Genomic DNA, 15,973 nt, shown 5'->3' with positions numbered 1-15,973 from the left:
GAGTCAGCTGGCCCATGCCAGGCGAGCCAGGTGAAAAACCACCCAGCTGGCGGCGTAGGCCAGTACAAACAGATAGCCGGTCATCAACAGCGGCATCTTCCAGCCGTTGGTTTCGCGGCGAACCACAATCAGGGTCGACAGACACTGGGGTGCGAACACATACCAGGTCATCAGCGACAAGGCGGTGGGCAGCGACCACGCTTGCTGGATCAGGGTGCTCAGGGCTCCTGTCAGCTCGTCGCCGGTCTGAGACAGGGCATACACGGTACCCAGGGCGCTCACGGCCACCTCGCGTGCCGCCATGCCTGGCACCAGCGCAATGCAGATCTGCCAGTTGAACCCGATGGGTTCAAAAATGACTTGCAGCGCACGGCCAGCCATGCCCGCCAGGCTGTATTCAATCGCAGCGTGTGTGCTTCCTTCCGGTGGGGCGGGAAAGTTCGACAGGAACCACAACACGATCATCAGAGCCAGGATGATCGTGCCCACGCGTTGCACGAAGGTGCGGGCGCGTTCCCACAGGCCCAAAGCCAGATTGCCCAGGTGGGGCCAATGGTAGTCAGGCAGTTCCATCAGCAAAGGCTGACCACCCTGGTGTTTGAAGAACCGCTTGAGCACCAAGGCCACCAGCATGGCCGACACGATGCCGGCGGCATACAGCGCAAACAGCACCAGCCCTTGCAAATTGAACAGGCCCGCTACAGTGCGATCCGGAATGAAGGCGGCAATCAGCAGCGCGTACACCGGCAGGCGGGCTGAGCAGGTCATCAGTGGCGCGATCAGAATCGTGACCAGTCGGTCGCGTGGGTCTGCAATCGTGCGGGTGGCCATGATGCCGGGCACGGCGCAGGCAAAGCTTGACAGTAAGGGAATGAAGGCGCGGCCCGACAGGCCGACCCCGCCCATGACGCGGTCGAGCAGGAAGGCGGCGCGCGGCAGGTAGCCAGAATCTTCCAGGGCCAGGATGAAGCCGAACAGAATCAGGATCTGGGGCAGGAACACCAGCACGCTGCCGGCACCGCTGATCACCCCATCGACCAGCAGGCTGCGTAGCATGCCGTCAGGCATGTGCGCTTGCACCCAGGCGCCGGCGGCGCTGACGCTGCCATCAATCCAGTCCATGGGGGCTGCCGCCCAACTGAACACCGCCTGGAACACCAGGAACATCAGCACGGCCAGGATGATCGGGCCGAACACCGGGTGCAGAGCGTAACGGTCGAGTCGTGCGGTATGGGTGCGCACATGGTCGGGTGTCTTGACGCAGGTGGCGAGCAAATGGCCCACGCGCTGGTGGGTGGTCTCGACCGGGGTTTGCGCAATGCGCTCCATCGGGCGTGGGGCGGTTGGGGCAGGCAGGTTTGCCCAATCCAACTGGTCGAGTTGCGCCAGCAGGGCTTCTTCGCCGCCTGCTCGAACCGCAATGGCTTCCACCACCGGAATGCCCAGTTCGGCCTGCAGTTTGGGCAGATCAATGTGAATGCCACGCTTGTGGGCCTGGTCCATCATGTTGATGACCAGCACCATGGGGACGCCCAGGGTTTGGATTTCCAGCACCATGCGCAGGTTCAGGCGCAGGTTGGTGGCATCGACCACACAGACCAAGCCAACCGGGGCGCTCTCGCCTGGTCGAGTTCCTGCGATCACATCTCGGGTGATCGCCTCGTCGGGTGTGGCGGCCAGCAGGCTGTAGGCGCCAGGCAAATCCAGCACGCGCCAGGCTTGGCCAGCGGGCGAAATGAATTGGCCTTCTTTGCGCTCAACGGTCACGCCTGCGTAGTTGCCCACCTTCTGGCGAGCCCCTGTGAGGCGATTGAACAGGGCTGTCTTGCCGCAGTTGGGGTTGCCCACCAAGGCGATCAGAGGGGGATTCGACACAGTGGGGGTCGCGACCGACATGGCGCGCTCCTTGGAATGCTGGGTAAGGCGGGCGGTCAGGCGGGAATCACTTCGATCAGGGAGGATTCGAGTTTGCGCATGGCGAAGGTGCTGGTGCCCACGCGAACAGCCAGGGGGCCCTTGCCGGCGAAGATGCGGCGCAAGACCTGCACCTTCTCGCCGGGCACGAAGCCCAGCTCCATCAGACGCCGCCGCAGGGCGCCACCATCGTGGGCGCCAGGGCGAATGCCCTGAATCGTGGCCAGGGTGCGCACGGGCAGCTTGTCCAGCGTGGTGGACGAGGCCGAGGCTGGAGCGTGATGGGCGTGGTGCGATTTCATGAGCCCATTCTAAGACTAAATGCGAATAATTCGCAATGAGGCTCCTTTGACATATGTCACGAATCGTCCAGCCTGTCCCGCAAGTGTGGGGAGGGGGCCTGAGCTTGGGAAGAACCCTCCTCTTGTGGGGGAGGACTTCTCAACATTCACTTTTAGACCCCTCTGCAAGTGCTTATTTTTGAACGACTTTTTGTCGCAGATTTGGCTTCGGAAACGCGTCTAAGTCCTTGATTTCATTGAAGATTTTTTCACTTTGAAGCTTGTTTTGGGGGTGTAGTTCGGTTAAAGTGGGAATTAGTGCACTTTCGTGGAGTTTTGTGGTGAATCTGGTCTTTCAAGGGGCTTCAGCGCTGACGCTGGACGCAAAGGGGCGGATGGCCGTTCCTGCGCGCCATCGCGACGCTTTGCAGGCTCTTTGTGAGGGGCAGCTCACCATCACCAAGCATCCCGACGGCTGCCTCATGGTGTTCCCGCGTCCGTCGTGGGAGGCGTTCCGTGACAAGGTCGCGGCGCTGCCCATGTCGGCTTCTGGTTGGAAGCGGATCTTTCTGGGTAACGCCATGGATGTCGAAATCGATGGCTCGGCTCGTGTGCTGGTCTCGCCGGAGTTGCGTGCCGCAGCGGGTATTTCCAAAGATGTGATGCTGCTCGGGATGGGCAGTCACTTCGAGTTGTGGGATGCAGAGCGCTATGCGGCGCACGAGGCCGAGGTCATGGCGCAGGCCATGCCCGACGCGCTGCAGGACTTCACTTTCTGACGCCATGGAGTCCACATGCACACCTTGGCAGCATCGAACTGTCCTGCTGCACGAGGCAGTCGATGCCCTGTGGGATCCGGAGACGGGGCCGGCGCCTGCGGGTGTCTATGTGGACGCTACCTTTGGTCGCGGCGGGCATTCCCGTCTGATTTTGTCCAAACTGGGCCCTCAGGCCAGGTTGTTGGCTTTGGATCGGGATCCGGAAGCCATTGCCCATGCCACCCAGGGGCCGCAAGCCATTCTCGATCCTCGTTTTCAGATCAAGCATGCGGCGTTCTCGTCTTGGGCGCAGGTGGTGTCCGATCTGGGTTGGGGGCCGGTGCAGGGCCTGTTGATGGACATCGGGGTGTCGTCGCCTCAGATCGACAACCCTCAGCGGGGCTTCAGCTTCCGCTTCGATGCGCCTCTGGACATGCGGATGGACACGACGCAGGGCGAGAGTGCGGCGGACTTTCTGGCGCGAGCAACACAAGATGAATTGGCAGACGTCATCCAGACCTATGGCGAGGAGCGGTTTGCTCGCCCCATTGCAAAGGCGCTTGTCGCTCGCCGCGATGCCGGACAACCAGTACGCACCACTGGCGAGTTGTCAGAAGTCGTGGCTCGTTCAGTCAAGACACGCGAAGCTGGTCAGGATCCCGCAACCCGCACCTTTCAGGCTCTTCGGATTCACGTCAACCGCGAGTTGGGCGAGCTCGAAGATGCCCTCGAGGCGGCCCTGAAAATGCTCGCGCCCGGCGGTCGTCTGGCGGTCATCAGTTTCCACTCGCTGGAAGACCGCATCGTCAAAACTTTCATCGCGCGCCACAGCCGCGAGGAATTTGACCGCCGTGTGCCGTTTGCTGCGCCCAAGCCTTTGCTGTTGAAGTCCATTGGGCGCATCAAGCCTTCCGACGAAGAGGTGGCGGGCAACCCTCGTTCACGTTCTGCTGTGCTGCGCGTGGCCGAGCGCACCGATGTGCCTTGGTCTGCCGAGTTGGCGCGTGCAGCCGAGCCTGCCCGCAAGGGCAAGGGGGGGCGTCGCTGATGTCTCGCCTCAATGTGTTCCTGGCCATCATCCTCCTGCTGAGCAGCTTCTGGCTGATTCGCTCCAGCAACGAGGCGCGGCATCTTTTTGTCGACCTCGAAAAGGCTCAGTCGCACTCGCATGAGTTGCAGATTGAGTACGAGCGCCTGCAGGTTGAAAAGCGCGCTCAGGCCACACCTTTGCGTGTAGAGAAGCTGGCGCGCGAAAAGCTGCGCATGTTCAGCAACACCCCCTCGGTGACGCATTACGTCACCGGGGCATCGGCGCCTGGGGTGGGCGCGTCTGAGGTGGCGCCATGAGCCGCGTGGGAGACTTCGTGCGGCGCCTGCGCGGCAAGCCCCGCCGTCAGGCGCCGGGTGCCATGCCCACGGTGCGCTATGCGACCAGCCCGTTGCTGGCCTCGCGCACGCCACCCTGGCGAGTGAAGTTCCTGATCGGCATGATCGGCCTGGGCTTTGCTGTGCTCATCGGGCGGGCGGCCTGGATTCAGATCATCCACAACGACTTCTACCTCAAACAGGGGGCCAGTCGTTATGAGCGTCGCATCGAGCTGCCTGCTGCTCGGGGGCGCATCACCGATCGCCATGGCGAATTGCTCGCGTCCAGTGTGCCTGCACCGTCGCTGTGGGCCATTCCCAAGGACATGGATGCCTCTGATGCCGAGCTGCGCAAGCTGGCCAAGCTGTTGGCCATGCCGTTGTCTGATCTGAAGAAGCGTCTGGCCAGCAACCCGAACTTCGTCTGGCTGCGTCGTCAGGTTGATGATGATGTGGCTCAGCAAGTGGCTGCCCTCAAGATCGATGGGGTCTACGAGCTGCGCGAGTCCAAGCGCCAGTATCCCGAAGGGGAAGCCGCGGCTCACGTGGTGGGTTTCACCAACATCGAAGACCAGGGGCAAGAGGGCATTGAGTTGGCTTATCAAAAGCAGCTGGCTGGTCACGATGGCGTGCGCCACGTCATCAAGGACCGCCTGGGTCGCGTGGTGGAATCGGTGGGCGACCTGGTGCCGGCCGAAGATGGGCAGCCCGTCAACCTGTCCATTGACGCCAAGATTCAGTTCTATGCATACCAGTGCATTCGCGATGCCGTGGCTGAGCACAAGGCCAAGGCTGGCAGTGTTGTGGTGCTGGATGCCTTGACGGGTGAAGTGCTGGCGCTGGCCAATGTGCCCAGCTACACACCAGCTGACCGTCGCAACTTGACCGGCGCGCAGTTGCGCAACCGGGCGCTGACGGACACCTTCGAGCCTGGTTCCACCATGAAACCGCTGGTGGTGTCGATTGCCTTGGAAACCGGGCGAGTCAAGCCCAGCACCATCATCTCGACGGCGCCGGGCCGTCTGACTGTGGATGGCTCCACCATCACCGATTCGCACCCGCATGGCGACCTGACAGTGGAAGAGGTCATTCAGAAGTCCAGCAACGTGGGCACCGCCAAGCTGGCCTTGCAGATGCAGCCTCGCGAAATGTGGGACATGTTCACGGCCGTGGGCTTGGGGCAGAAGCCCCAGTTGGGTTTTCCGGGTGTCGTGACGGGCCGCCTGCGTCCCTACAAGAGCTGGCGCCGCATTGAGCAGGTCACCATGAGCTATGGCTACGGCTTGTCCGCCAGCTTGTTCCAATTGGCCCAGGCTTACACCATCTTTGCCACGGATGGCACCCTCACGCCGGTGACCATGCTCAAGCGAGGTGGGCTGGAAGAGCTCGATGGCGGTTCGCCCAATGTGAAGGCAACCAAGGCCGCGCTGCGTGCGGCTGAGTCGGGCGAGGCCAATCGCTATGCAGCAGGTGACCCTGTGCCAGTTCTGGGGCACCGAGTGATTTCGCCTGAAACAGCGCGCGCGGTTCGCAAGATGTTATCGATGGTCACAGGCCCTGGCGGCACCGCTCCCAAGGCGCAGGCCGTGGGTTATAGCGTCGGCGGCAAAACCGGCACGGCCCACAAGCAAGAGGGGCGTGGCTATTCCGGCAACAAGTACCGTGCTTGGTTCGTGGGCATCGCCCCCATCAACAAGCCACGCATCGTCGTGGCCGTGATGGTCGACGAGCCTGGCAACGGCGTGTACTACGGCGGTGAGGTGGCAGCGCCCGTGTTCAGCAAAGTCGTGCAGCAGACGCTCAATCGTCTGGGGGTGCTGCCCGACCTGGCTGTGCAGCCCAAGATCGTTCAAGCCGAGTTGGAGAGCTTCTGATGTCGCATCCTGCTCGCACCCCCCTCATGTTGAACTCAGTGGCTGAGGCCTTGGCCTGGTTGCGTCAACAAGGTGTGTCCACCCTGACCGTAGACAGCCGAGCCATTGCCTCCCGTGCGGCAGAGGGCGTGGGTTTCATTGCCTGGCCAGGTGCGGCCCGTGATGGCCGTGGCTATGTGCAGCAAGCCCTGCATGATGGCGCGCGAGCCTGTCTGGTCGAGGCCGATGGCGTGGAGGCGTTTGGCTTCACCGATGCGCGCATCGCGGCGCTCAAGGGCTTGAAGGCGGCCAGCGCCGAAATCGCTCATGGCTTTTTTGAGGAGCCCAGCGCGGCGCTGCAAGTGGTGGCCGTCACGGGGACCAATGGCAAGACATCCACCTCATGGTGGACAGCCCAGGCCCTGACAGCCTTGGGTCGTCCTTGTGGGGTGATTGGCACCCTCGGGGTGGGGCGTGTCGACCACGGCGAGGTTCAGTCCACCGGTTTGACCACGCCCGATCCGGTCACCTTGCACGCCACATTCCGCCAGTTTGTGAACCAGGGGTTGCAGGCTGCGGCCATCGAGGCGTCGTCGATTGGCATTGAAGAAATGCGTCTGCATGCCACCCATCTGGCTGTGGCTCAGTTCACCAACTTCACGCAAGATCACCTCGATTACCACGGTGACATGGAGTCTTACTGGCTGGCCAAGCGTGAACTGTTCAACTGGCCCGGTTTGCGCGCCGCGGTCATCAATCTGGATGACCCCATGGGGGCAGTCTTGCGCGACCATGTGCAAGCCCGCGGGCTCGATGTCTGGACCTATGGCGTGGCCCAAACTGGGCGCCTGCAGGCCGTTCAGGTGCGGTATGAAGGCCATGGTGTCGCGTTCACCGTGGTTGAGCGCGATCTGGCTGGTCAGGTTGATTTGGCGCGGGCCAATATGGTGGCCCCGGTGATTGGCACATTCAACGTGTCGAACCTGTTGGGCGTTGTCGGTGCCTTGCGTGCGCTGGGCGTGTCGTTGGCCGACGCGGCTCACGCCTGTCGAAGCCTCACAGCCGTTCCGGGACGCATGGAAGTCGTGGTGGCCAAAGCGGTTGAGGCTGATGCGCCGTTGGTGGTGGTCGATTACGCACACACGCCCGATGCCCTGCAAAAAGCGTTGGAAGCCCTGCGCCCGGTGGTGCTGTCGCGTCAAGGTCGCTTGTGGTGCGTGTTTGGCTGTGGTGGCAACCGCGATCCCATCAAGCGTCCGCTCATGGGCGCGGTGGCCGATCAGTATGCCGATCAGGTGGTGCTGACCAGTGACAACCCCCGCGACGAAGTGCCGGCCTACATTCTTTCGCAAATTCTGGCGGGCGTGGCTCGTCGAGATGGTGTGGATGTGTTTGAAGACCGCCGGGCGGCCATCGAGCACGCCCTGCAAGACGCCGATGCCTGCGACGTGGTTCTGATTGCTGGCAAGGGCCACGAGTCGAACCAGGAAGTCTCTGGTGTGAAGTATCCGTTCTCTGACATCGAAGAAGCCCGCCGGGTGCTGGCTCTGCGTGCCGCGGCCAGCGGTTCTGTATCGCAAGGGGAGTCCGCATGAGCGCCCAGACCATGATGACCTTGGGCCTGGCCCGTGATCTGCTGGCGGGCTCGCAACTGCAGGGCGATGCGTCAACGCCCGTGATGCGCGTGCATACCGACACCCGCACCCTGCAGGCGGGCGACTTGTTCCTGGCTTTGCGTGGTGAGCGCTTTGACGCTCACGATTTCCTGCCCCAAGCGGCTCAAGCTGGTGCCGTGGCCGTGCTGATTGAAAACGGTGCCGAGTGCGATGGCCTGCCTGTCATCCGTGTCAGTGACACCCGCGCCGCACTTGGCCGACTGGCTGCGGGCTGGCGCGCTCGTTTCGATCTGCCATTGATTGCCGTGACGGGTAGCAATGGCAAGACGACGGTGACGCAGATGATCGCCGCCATCTTGCGGGCCTGGCAAGCCAGCCTGAACCGCCCGGACGGCGCCTTGGCCACCCAGGGCAATTTCAACAACGACATCGGCGTGCCCTTGACCCTGTTGCGCTTGCGCGAGGGGGTGCACCACTGCGCGGTGGTGGAGTTGGGCATGAACCACCCGGGTGAAATTGCCGAGCTGGCCGCGCTGGCTGCACCCACTGTGGCACTGGTCAACAACGCACAGCGCGAGCATCAGGAATTCATGCACACGGTCGAAGCCGTCGCGCGCGAGAACGGCGCGGTGTTGCAAGCCTTGTCACGCGAGGGCACCGCGGTGTTTCCTGCCGATGATGAATACACCCCGGTCTGGCGCGAAATGGCGCAAGGTTGCCGTGTGATGGACTTTGGTCTCGATGCCTCTGCCGCCGTGACCGCGTCGGCGCAATGGCAGGCCCAGCCGCAACCCCATTGGGCGCTGGCTTTGCGCACCCCCGTGGGCGAGGCGCAAGTCAATCTGCACATGGCGGGCATGCACAACGTGCGCAATGCCTTGGCGGCCACAGCCAGCGCCTTGGCTGCCGGCGTGCCACTGGATGCCGTGGTGGCGGGGCTGAATGCGTTCGAGCCGGTGAAGGGGCGGTCGCAGTTGCGCGCCATCGAGCGCGCAGGCCGTGCGGTCACCCTGGTCGACGACAGCTACAACGCCAACCCCGATTCCGTGCGCGCCGCCATCGACATGCTGGCGGGCTTGCCTGGGCCGCGCTGGCTGATCCTGGGGGACATGGGCGAAGTGGGCAACCAAGGTCCCGCCTTCCATGCGGAGGTTGGCGCCTACGCCCGTGAGCGTGGGGTCGAACACGTCTGGACCGCGGGCAGCCTGTGCCGTCACACCGCTGCCGCTTATGGCGCTGACGCGCACGCATTCGACAGTGCGGCCGACATCGTGGCCGCTCTACAGCATCAAGCCGGGCCTGACGCGGTCGCGTCGATCCTGGTCAAAGGTTCTCGATTCATGAAGATGGAACAAGTCGTCAACGTACTGGCCGGAGGCGCGCATGCTGCTTAGTCTGGCGCAATGGCTTCAGGCCATGAACCCCGAGTGGGGCTTCCTGCGGGTCTTTCAATACCTGACCTTCCGTTCGGTCATGGCCGCCATGACGGCTTTGCTGATCGGCTTGGCCTTGGGGCCCTATGTGATTCGCCGCCTGACCGAGTTGAAGATTGGTCAACCCATTCGCGAGTACGCGATGCAGTCGCACTTGACCAAGCGCGGCACGCCCACCATGGGCGGCGCCTTGATTCTGCTGGCCATTGCCATATCGACTCTGTTGTGGTTTGACTGGTCCAACCGTTTCGTCTGGATCGTCATGATCGTGACCACTGGTTTTGGTGCCATTGGTTGGGTGGATGACTGGCGCAAGGTCGTCAACAAAGACCCCGAGGGCATGCCCTCGCGCGAGAAGTACTTCTGGCAATCGGTCATTGGCCTGCTGGCTGCGCTGTACCTCGCGTTCAGCGTGTCCGAAACCAACAACCTGCGTGTGCTGGAGTTGTTCTTCCGCTGGATTGCCTCGGGCTTCTCGAACGACCTGCCGCCCAAGGCGGACTTGATCGTGCCCTTCTTCAAGACCGTGAGCTACCCATTGGGTGTGTGGGGCTTCATTGCCTTGAGCTACATCGTCATCGTGGGCACCAGCAATGCGGTGAACCTGACCGATGGTCTCGATGGCCTGGCCATCATGCCGGTGGTGATGGTGGGGGCAGTCATGGGCCTGTTCTGCTACGTGACGGGCAACGCCATCTTTGCCAAGTACCTGATCCTGCCCCACATCCCGGGTGCGGGTGAGTTGATGGTGTTCTGTGCTGCGATGTGCGGAGCCGGACTCGCCTTCCTGTGGTTCAACGCCTACCCCGCTGAAGTGTTCATGGGCGACGTCGGCGCCTTGGCTTTGGGTGGGGCGCTGGGCACCATTGCGGTCATCGTGCGTCAGGAAATCGTGCTGTCGATCATGGGCGGTGTGTTCGTGCTCGAAGCCCTGTCGGTGATGCTGCAGGTGAGCTACTTCAAGTACACGAAGAAGAAGTTCGGCGAGGGCCGTCGCATCCTGTTGATGGCGCCGCTGCACCACCACTTTGAAAAGTCGGGCTGGAAGGAAACGCAGGTCGTGGTTCGCTTTTGGATCATCACCATGCTGCTGTGCCTGATTGGTTTGTCGTCTCTCAAGTTGCGTTGATCGACCATGCATTACCTACGTGACCTCACCGTGCTGATCCTGGGTCTGGGCGACTCGGGTCTGGCCATGGCGCGCTGGAGCGCGCGCTGTGGGGCACAGGTACGCGTGGCCGATACCCGTGAACAGCCGCCTCAGGCCGCCACACTGAAGCAGGATGTACCTGCGGCCACCTTGCATCACGGACTGGAAGTGGCCTTGCTCGATGGCGTGAACCTGGTGCTCAAGAGCCCGGGCCTGATGCCCAATGCGCCTGATGTGGCCGCCTTGCTGGAGGCTGCCGCCGAACGGGGCATTCCTGTGCGCGGCGAGTTGTCGCTGTTCGCCACTGCGCTGGTCGACCTGAAGGCCGATCTGCGCTATGCCCCCAAAGTGCTCGCCATCACCGGCACCAATGGCAAGACCACGACCACCTCGCTGACCGCGCAACTGGTGGAACGCTGCGGCAAGCGCGTTGGCTTGGCTGGCAACATCGGGCCCACTTTGCTCGACACCTTGCGCATCGCGCTGGAACAAGAGCCAGAGCCCGAGCTCAGCGATGAGTCGCGTGAGCCAGAGCAGTTGCCCCTGCCGAATCTGGACGCATCGACGTATGTGGCGGGCGAGCCTGCGGCAGCGGCAGCCGAAGCCGGTCCAGCCGGGGGCGCAGTGGCCGCTGATGCGGACACGCCGAGCGAGGTGTCGCCCGAAAGCTCAGCGGAGTCTGTTGACGCAGCTGTGCCTGCCGCCGAGGTCGTCTTGGCCGATGATGCCGATGCCCCTCTGGTCGTGTTGGCTCCGCCCCCTCCCAAGGAACCCGTTTTCCAGGTCCTGCCTGAGGTCTGGGTCTTGGAGTTGTCCAGCTTCCAGCTCGATGGGGTCACCAACTTCGAGCCCGATGCGGCGGTGGTGCTCAATGTCACCCAGGACCACCTGGACTGGCACGGCAGCATGCAAGCCTACGCCGAGGCCAAGGCCCGCATCTACGGCAAGCAGGCCGTCATGGTCATCAACCGCGATGAGCCCATGGTCGAAGCCATGGTGCCTCCTCCTGTGGTGATCAAGTCGTCGGTGCGGGGGCGCCCGGCGCGCACGGAACACCGCAATGTGGTTCGCTTTGGCTTGGACGCGCCGCAGAACCCAGGCGATTTTGGCCTGGTGAACGAAGCGGGCATGGCGTGGCTGGTTCGCGCTCGTGAAGTCGATCCCACAGTCAAGCTCAAGAAGGGCGAGACCCATGAGATCGTGTTGCAGCGCCTGATGCCGGCTGATGCTTTGCGCATCCGTGGTCGACATAACGCTTCGAACGCGCTGGCCGCCTTGGCGTTGGCCACCGCGATTGACTGCCCGCTGGCCCCCATGCTGCATGGTCTGCGCGAGTACCGGGGTGAGCCCCATCGGGTTGAGCATGTGGGCACCGTAGCGGGTGTGGATGCGATTGACGACAGCAAGGGCACTAACGTAGGCGCCACCGTGGCCGCCTTGACGGGCTTGGGTGCCGACCTGTCGGGTGGCAAGCTGGTGGTGATCTTGGGTGGTGACGGCAAGGGGCAGGCGTTCGAGCCGCTGGCCGAGCCGGTCGCGCGGTACTGCCGTGCGGTGGCCTTGATTGGGCGCGATGCTCAAGCCATTGGGGGCGTGCTGAGCGGCGCCACCATGCCCAATGGGGACGCGCTGGCGATCGAGTCTCATGCCAGTCTGGAAGACGCGACCCGTTGGGCCTTTGCGCAGGCCCGTGCCGGCGATGCCGTGCTGTTGAGCCCGGCGTGCGCCAGCCTGGACATGTTCCGTAACTATGCTCATCGCGCCCAGGTGTTCATCGACACCGTGCGCGAACTGGGCGCTGACCAAGGAGAGCTGGTATGAGCGACGCCGCCGCCCGCCCATTCTGGTCAGCCTGGCTTGAGTCCTTGCGTCAGCGCCGTCAGGCGCGAGCAGAAACTGTCACAGGCCCGCTGCCCGTGCGCGATTACGTCAATGTGACGGCTCAACCCTCTACCGTGATGGGCTTTGATCAAGCATTGGTGTGGGTGGTTCTGGCCTTGATGGCCCTGGGGTTGGTGATGGTCTACTCGGCCTCGATCGCCTTGCCCGACAGCCCCAAGTTTGCGAACTACGCTCCCACGCACTTCTTTAGCCGCCACCTGTTTTCCATCGTTCTGGCCATCTGTGCTGCCGCAGTGGTCACCCAGATTCCTTTGGCCGTGTGGGAGCGCTGGGCCCCGTGGTTGTTCGTGACCTCGCTGGTGTTGCTGATCCTGGTGTTGATTCCGCACGTGGGCAAGGGCGTCAATGGTGCACGTCGCTGGTTGCCTCTGGGCGTGATGAACTTCCAGCCATCCGAGTTGGCCAAGCTGGCCATCACTCTGTATGCCGCCGACTACATGGTCCGCAAGATGGACGTGAAGGAGCGTTTCTTCCGCGCGGTGGCCCCTATGGCGGTGGCTGTGGGTGTGGTCGGTCTGTTGTTGCTTGCCGAGCCTGACATGGGCGCTTTCATGGTGATCGCCGCCATCGCGATGTCCATCCTGTTCCTGGGCGGCGTCAACGGCAAGATGTTTGCACTCATCACCGGCGTGCTGATTGGTGCCTTCGTGTTGATGGTCAGTCTCAGCCCCTGGCGCCGTGAGCGGATCTTCGCCTACCTCGATCCCTGGAGCGAAAAGAACGCACTGGGTAAGGCGTATCAGCTGACCCACTCCCTGATTGCCTTTGGCCGGGGCGAAATCTTCGGCGAGGGCTTGGGCTCGAGTCTGGAAAAGCTGCACTACCTGCCCGAAGCGCACACCGACTTCCTGTTGGCTGTCATTGGTGAAGAGTTCGGATTTGTCGGCGTGGCAGCTGTGGTCGTGGCCTTCTTCTGGCTGATCGTGCGCTTGTTCAACATCGGGCGCCAAGCGATTGCCCTGGATCGCGTGTTCTCAGGTCTGGTGGCGCAGGGCGTGGCGGTGTGGATGGGTGGCCAGGCCTTCATCAACATGGGTGTGAATCTGGGCGTGTTGCCCACCAAGGGCTTGACTCTGCCCCTGATGAGTTACGGTGGATCGGGTGTGATGTTGAACTGTGTGGCCTTGGCCATCTGCCTGCGCGTGGACATTGAGAATCGCCAACTCATGCGAGGAGGCCGAGCATGAGTAAGCACCTCGTCATCATGGCGGCTGGCACGGGTGGGCACATCATGCCTGGCCTGGCTGTGGCCGATGAAATGAAAAAGCGCGGCTGGACCGTGAGCTGGTTGGGTACCGAGCATGGCATGGAAACCCGTCTGGTGCCGCCTGCCGGCATCGAACTCGACAAGCTGCAGTTCAGTGGTCTGCGTGGCAAGGGCTTGCTGCACACCCTCACGGGTGGCGTGCGCATGCTCAAGGCCTTTGCTGACTGCTTCAAGATTTTGAAGACGCGCCAAGCCAGCGCGGTACTGGGTATGGGGGGGTATGTCTGCTTCCCGGGTGGCGTGATGGCTGCCGCACGAGGCTTGCCGCTGGTGCTGGTCAATGCCGACGCGGCCTTGCTTATGAGCAACCGCGCCCTGTTGCCGATTGCCGATGTGCTGGCGTGTGGCTTCGATGGCCCAGCTGCCAGCCGCTCGCGCATAGCGAAGGTCACGGGCAACCCTGTGCGGGCCGACATCGAAGCCATTGTTGAGCCCGATGCGCGCTTTGCCAATCGCCAGGGGCCGCTGCGGGTGTTGGTGGTTGGGGGCAGCCTGGGCGCCAAGGTGCTGAATGAGACGGTGCCTCAGGCGCTGGCCATGATGCCGATCGAGCAACGCCCGCTGATCACGCATCAAACCGGTACCGCCAACCTCGACGAGGTGAAGGCTGCCTATGTGGCCGCAGGCCTCGATCCCGCGAAGGATGCCGAAGTGCTGCCCTTCATCAACAACATGTCCAAGCGCCTGGCGGAGTGCGATGTGATTCTGTGCCGTGCCGGGGCGATCACCGTCAGTGAACTGTGCTCTGCGGGCGTGCCCAGCATCCTGGTGCCCTTGATCGTTTCGACTACCGATCACCAGCGCGCCAACGCCGAATACATGGATCAGCATGGTGCGGCCGTGCACCTGCCTCAGTCGGAACTCTCGCCTCAACGTCTGGCGCAAGAGTTCGGCAAGCTACAGCGCAAGGACCTGCTGGTCATGGCCCGTCGGGCGCGTGGTCTGGGGCGGCCGAAGTCGGCTGCTGCCGTGGCGGATGCCATCGAAGCCCTGGTCAAACCTCAAAGCAAGAAAGAGGCGTCAGCATGAAGCACGCCGTCAAACACATCCATTTCGTGGGCATTGGTGGTGCTGGCATGAGCGGCATTGCCGAGATCCTGCACAACCTGGGCTACACCGTGTCTGGCTCGGACCAGTCCGACAGCGCCACCTCGCGCCGGCTGGCCTCGCTGGGCATTCAGGTGCATGTGGGCCACGACGCGACGCACATCGATGGCGCCGAGGCCGTGGTGACTTCTACCGCCGTGAAGGGTGACAACCCCGAAGTGATCGCAGCCCGTGCCAAGCGCATTCCGGTGGTGCCGCGTGCCGTGATGCTGGCCGAGCTGATGCGCTTGCGCAAAGGCATTGCGATTGCCGGCACCCACGGGAAGACCACCACCACCTCGCTGGTGACCTCCATCCTGGCAGAGGCCGGGGTGGACCCGACCTTCGTGATTGGCGGCAAGCTCAACAGTGCTGGCGCCAACTCGGCGCTGGGCAAGGGCGACTACATCGTGGTCGAGGCCGACGAGTCGGACGCCTCGTTCCTGAATCTGCTGCCCGTGTTGTCGGTGGTGACCAACATCGACGCCGACCACATGGACACCTATGGCCATGATTTCGCACGGCTGAAGCAGGCCTTTGTCGAGTTCCTGCACCGCATGCCGTTCTATGGCGCGGCCATTCTGTGCGGTGATGACCCTGGTGTGAAGTCCATCGTGCCGCTGATCTCTCGCCCCGTCATCAGCTACGGCTTCAGCGAAGACGTGCAGGTGCGTGCGGTCAATGTGAAGGCGCAACCCGGTGGTCAGATGACCTTCACGGTGCAGCGACGCAATGGCACCGTCATGCCTGATCTGGATGTCACGCTGAACCTGCCAGGCGAGCACAACGTGCTCAATGCCTTGGCTGCCATCGCCGTGGCGACCGAGCTTGAATTGCCTGATGCGCCCATGGTCAAGGCGCTGGCCGAATTCACGGGCGTGGGCCGCCGCTTCCAGCGCTACGGCGAGTTGCGCGCGGGCGATGGCGGTCGTTTCACCTTGATCGACGACTACGGGCATCACCCAGTCGAGATGGCCGCGGTCATCGCTGCCGCACGTGGGGCCTTCCCGGGTCAGCGCCTGGTGCTGGCCTTCCAGCCGCATCGCTACACCCGTACCCGCGACTGCTTTGAAGACTTTGTGAAGGTGTTGGGCAGCGCCGATGCCGTTGTGTTGACCGAGGTCTATGCCGCGGGGGAAGCCCCGATTGTTGCGGCCGACGGCCGAGCACTGACCCGCGCCGTGCGCGTGGCCGGCAAGATCGAACCCCTGTTTGTGGACGACATCAACGAACTGCCGCAGACCCTGGCCAGCATCACGCGCGATGGCGATGTCGTGATCTCGATGGGCGCCGGTTCGATTGGCGGGGTGCCTGCCAAGGTCGTCGAGCTGTTGAAGGATTGAGTGTC

General features: G+C 62.9%; 13 protein-coding genes. 11 read left to right on the top strand and 2 right to left on the bottom strand.

Annotation, left to right across the window (positions count from 1 at the left end; all coding sequences use genetic code 11):
- Positions 1 to 3: 3 nt before the first annotated feature.
- Complete coding sequence (gene feoB, locus VFW72_RS09950) at positions 4 to 1,896, bottom strand: ferrous iron transporter B (protein ID WP_329674134.1); 1,893 nt, start codon at positions 1,894 to 1,896, stop codon at positions 4 to 6.
- Positions 1,897 to 1,931: 35 nt separating this feature from the next.
- Positions 1,932 to 2,216: a FeoA family protein gene (locus VFW72_RS09945; RefSeq protein WP_329674133.1), complete on the bottom strand. Its 285-nt coding sequence runs from the start codon at positions 2,214 to 2,216 to the stop codon at positions 1,932 to 1,934.
- A gap of 326 nt (positions 2,217 to 2,542) precedes the next feature.
- Here VFW72_RS09945 and mraZ point away from each other — a divergent pair, with 326 nt between their 5' ends.
- The 11 genes from mraZ to murC are packed head-to-tail and all read left to right on the top strand — an operon-like array spanning position 2,543 to position 15,968.
- Entirely contained in the window at positions 2,543 to 2,974 is a 432-nt protein-coding gene (gene mraZ / locus VFW72_RS09940) for a division/cell wall cluster transcriptional repressor MraZ (RefSeq protein ID WP_329674185.1), read from the top strand.
- Between the two features lie 4 nt (positions 2,975 to 2,978).
- A complete protein-coding gene (gene rsmH / locus VFW72_RS09935; RefSeq protein WP_329674132.1) occupies positions 2,979 to 4,001 on the top strand; it encodes a 16S rRNA (cytosine(1402)-N(4))-methyltransferase RsmH in 1,023 nt (340 codons plus the stop codon).
- Positions 4,001 to 4,300, top strand: a complete 300-nt coding sequence (ftsL, locus tag VFW72_RS09930; RefSeq protein ID WP_329674131.1) for a cell division protein FtsL — start codon at positions 4,001 to 4,003, stop codon at positions 4,298 to 4,300. Before rsmH ends, ftsL begins: the two co-directional genes overlap by 1 nt.
- Positions 4,297 to 6,192: a penicillin-binding protein 2 gene (locus tag VFW72_RS09925; protein WP_329674130.1), complete on the top strand. Its 1,896-nt coding sequence runs from the start codon at positions 4,297 to 4,299 to the stop codon at positions 6,190 to 6,192. Before ftsL ends, VFW72_RS09925 begins: the two co-directional genes overlap by 4 nt.
- The gene (locus tag VFW72_RS09920; RefSeq protein WP_329674129.1) at positions 6,192 to 7,766 is read left to right on the top strand and encodes a UDP-N-acetylmuramoyl-L-alanyl-D-glutamate--2,6-diaminopimelate ligase; all 1,575 of its coding nucleotides are present in this window, start codon (positions 6,192 to 6,194) and stop codon (positions 7,764 to 7,766) included. Before VFW72_RS09925 ends, VFW72_RS09920 begins: the two co-directional genes overlap by 1 nt.
- Positions 7,763 to 9,181 (top strand): UDP-N-acetylmuramoyl-tripeptide--D-alanyl-D-alanine ligase, encoded by a 1,419-nt coding sequence (locus VFW72_RS09915; RefSeq protein ID WP_329674128.1) that lies wholly within the window; start codon positions 7,763 to 7,765, stop codon positions 9,179 to 9,181. The genes VFW72_RS09920 and VFW72_RS09915 overlap by 4 nt, the downstream gene beginning before the upstream one ends.
- Positions 9,171 to 10,349 (top strand): phospho-N-acetylmuramoyl-pentapeptide-transferase, encoded by a 1,179-nt coding sequence (gene mraY, locus VFW72_RS09910; protein ID WP_329674127.1) that lies wholly within the window; start codon positions 9,171 to 9,173, stop codon positions 10,347 to 10,349. The genes VFW72_RS09915 and mraY overlap by 11 nt, the downstream gene beginning before the upstream one ends.
- Before the next feature lie 6 nt (positions 10,350 to 10,355).
- Positions 10,356 to 12,191 carry a UDP-N-acetylmuramoyl-L-alanine--D-glutamate ligase gene (gene murD / locus VFW72_RS09905; RefSeq protein WP_329674126.1) on the top strand — a complete coding sequence of 612 codons (1,836 nt, stop codon included), beginning with the start codon at positions 10,356 to 10,358 and terminating at the stop codon, positions 12,189 to 12,191.
- Positions 12,188 to 13,459, top strand: a complete 1,272-nt coding sequence (ftsW, locus tag VFW72_RS09900) for a putative lipid II flippase FtsW (RefSeq protein ID WP_329674125.1) — start codon at positions 12,188 to 12,190, stop codon at positions 13,457 to 13,459. The genes murD and ftsW overlap by 4 nt, the downstream gene beginning before the upstream one ends.
- Positions 13,456 to 14,568 (top strand): undecaprenyldiphospho-muramoylpentapeptide beta-N-acetylglucosaminyltransferase, encoded by a 1,113-nt coding sequence (gene murG, locus VFW72_RS09895; RefSeq protein WP_329674124.1) that lies wholly within the window; start codon positions 13,456 to 13,458, stop codon positions 14,566 to 14,568. Before ftsW ends, murG begins: the two co-directional genes overlap by 4 nt.
- Positions 14,565 to 15,968 carry a UDP-N-acetylmuramate--L-alanine ligase gene (gene murC, locus VFW72_RS09890; protein ID WP_329674123.1) on the top strand — a complete coding sequence of 468 codons (1,404 nt, stop codon included), beginning with the start codon at positions 14,565 to 14,567 and terminating at the stop codon, positions 15,966 to 15,968. Before murG ends, murC begins: the two co-directional genes overlap by 4 nt.
- The last annotated feature ends 5 nt before the right edge of the window (positions 15,969 to 15,973 follow it).

It is taken from the genome of Aquabacterium sp. (assembly GCF_036273115.1).
Lineage (GTDB): Bacteria > Pseudomonadota > Gammaproteobacteria > Burkholderiales > Burkholderiaceae_C > Aquabacterium.
This window is presented reverse-complemented; position numbering and strand designations above follow the sequence as displayed.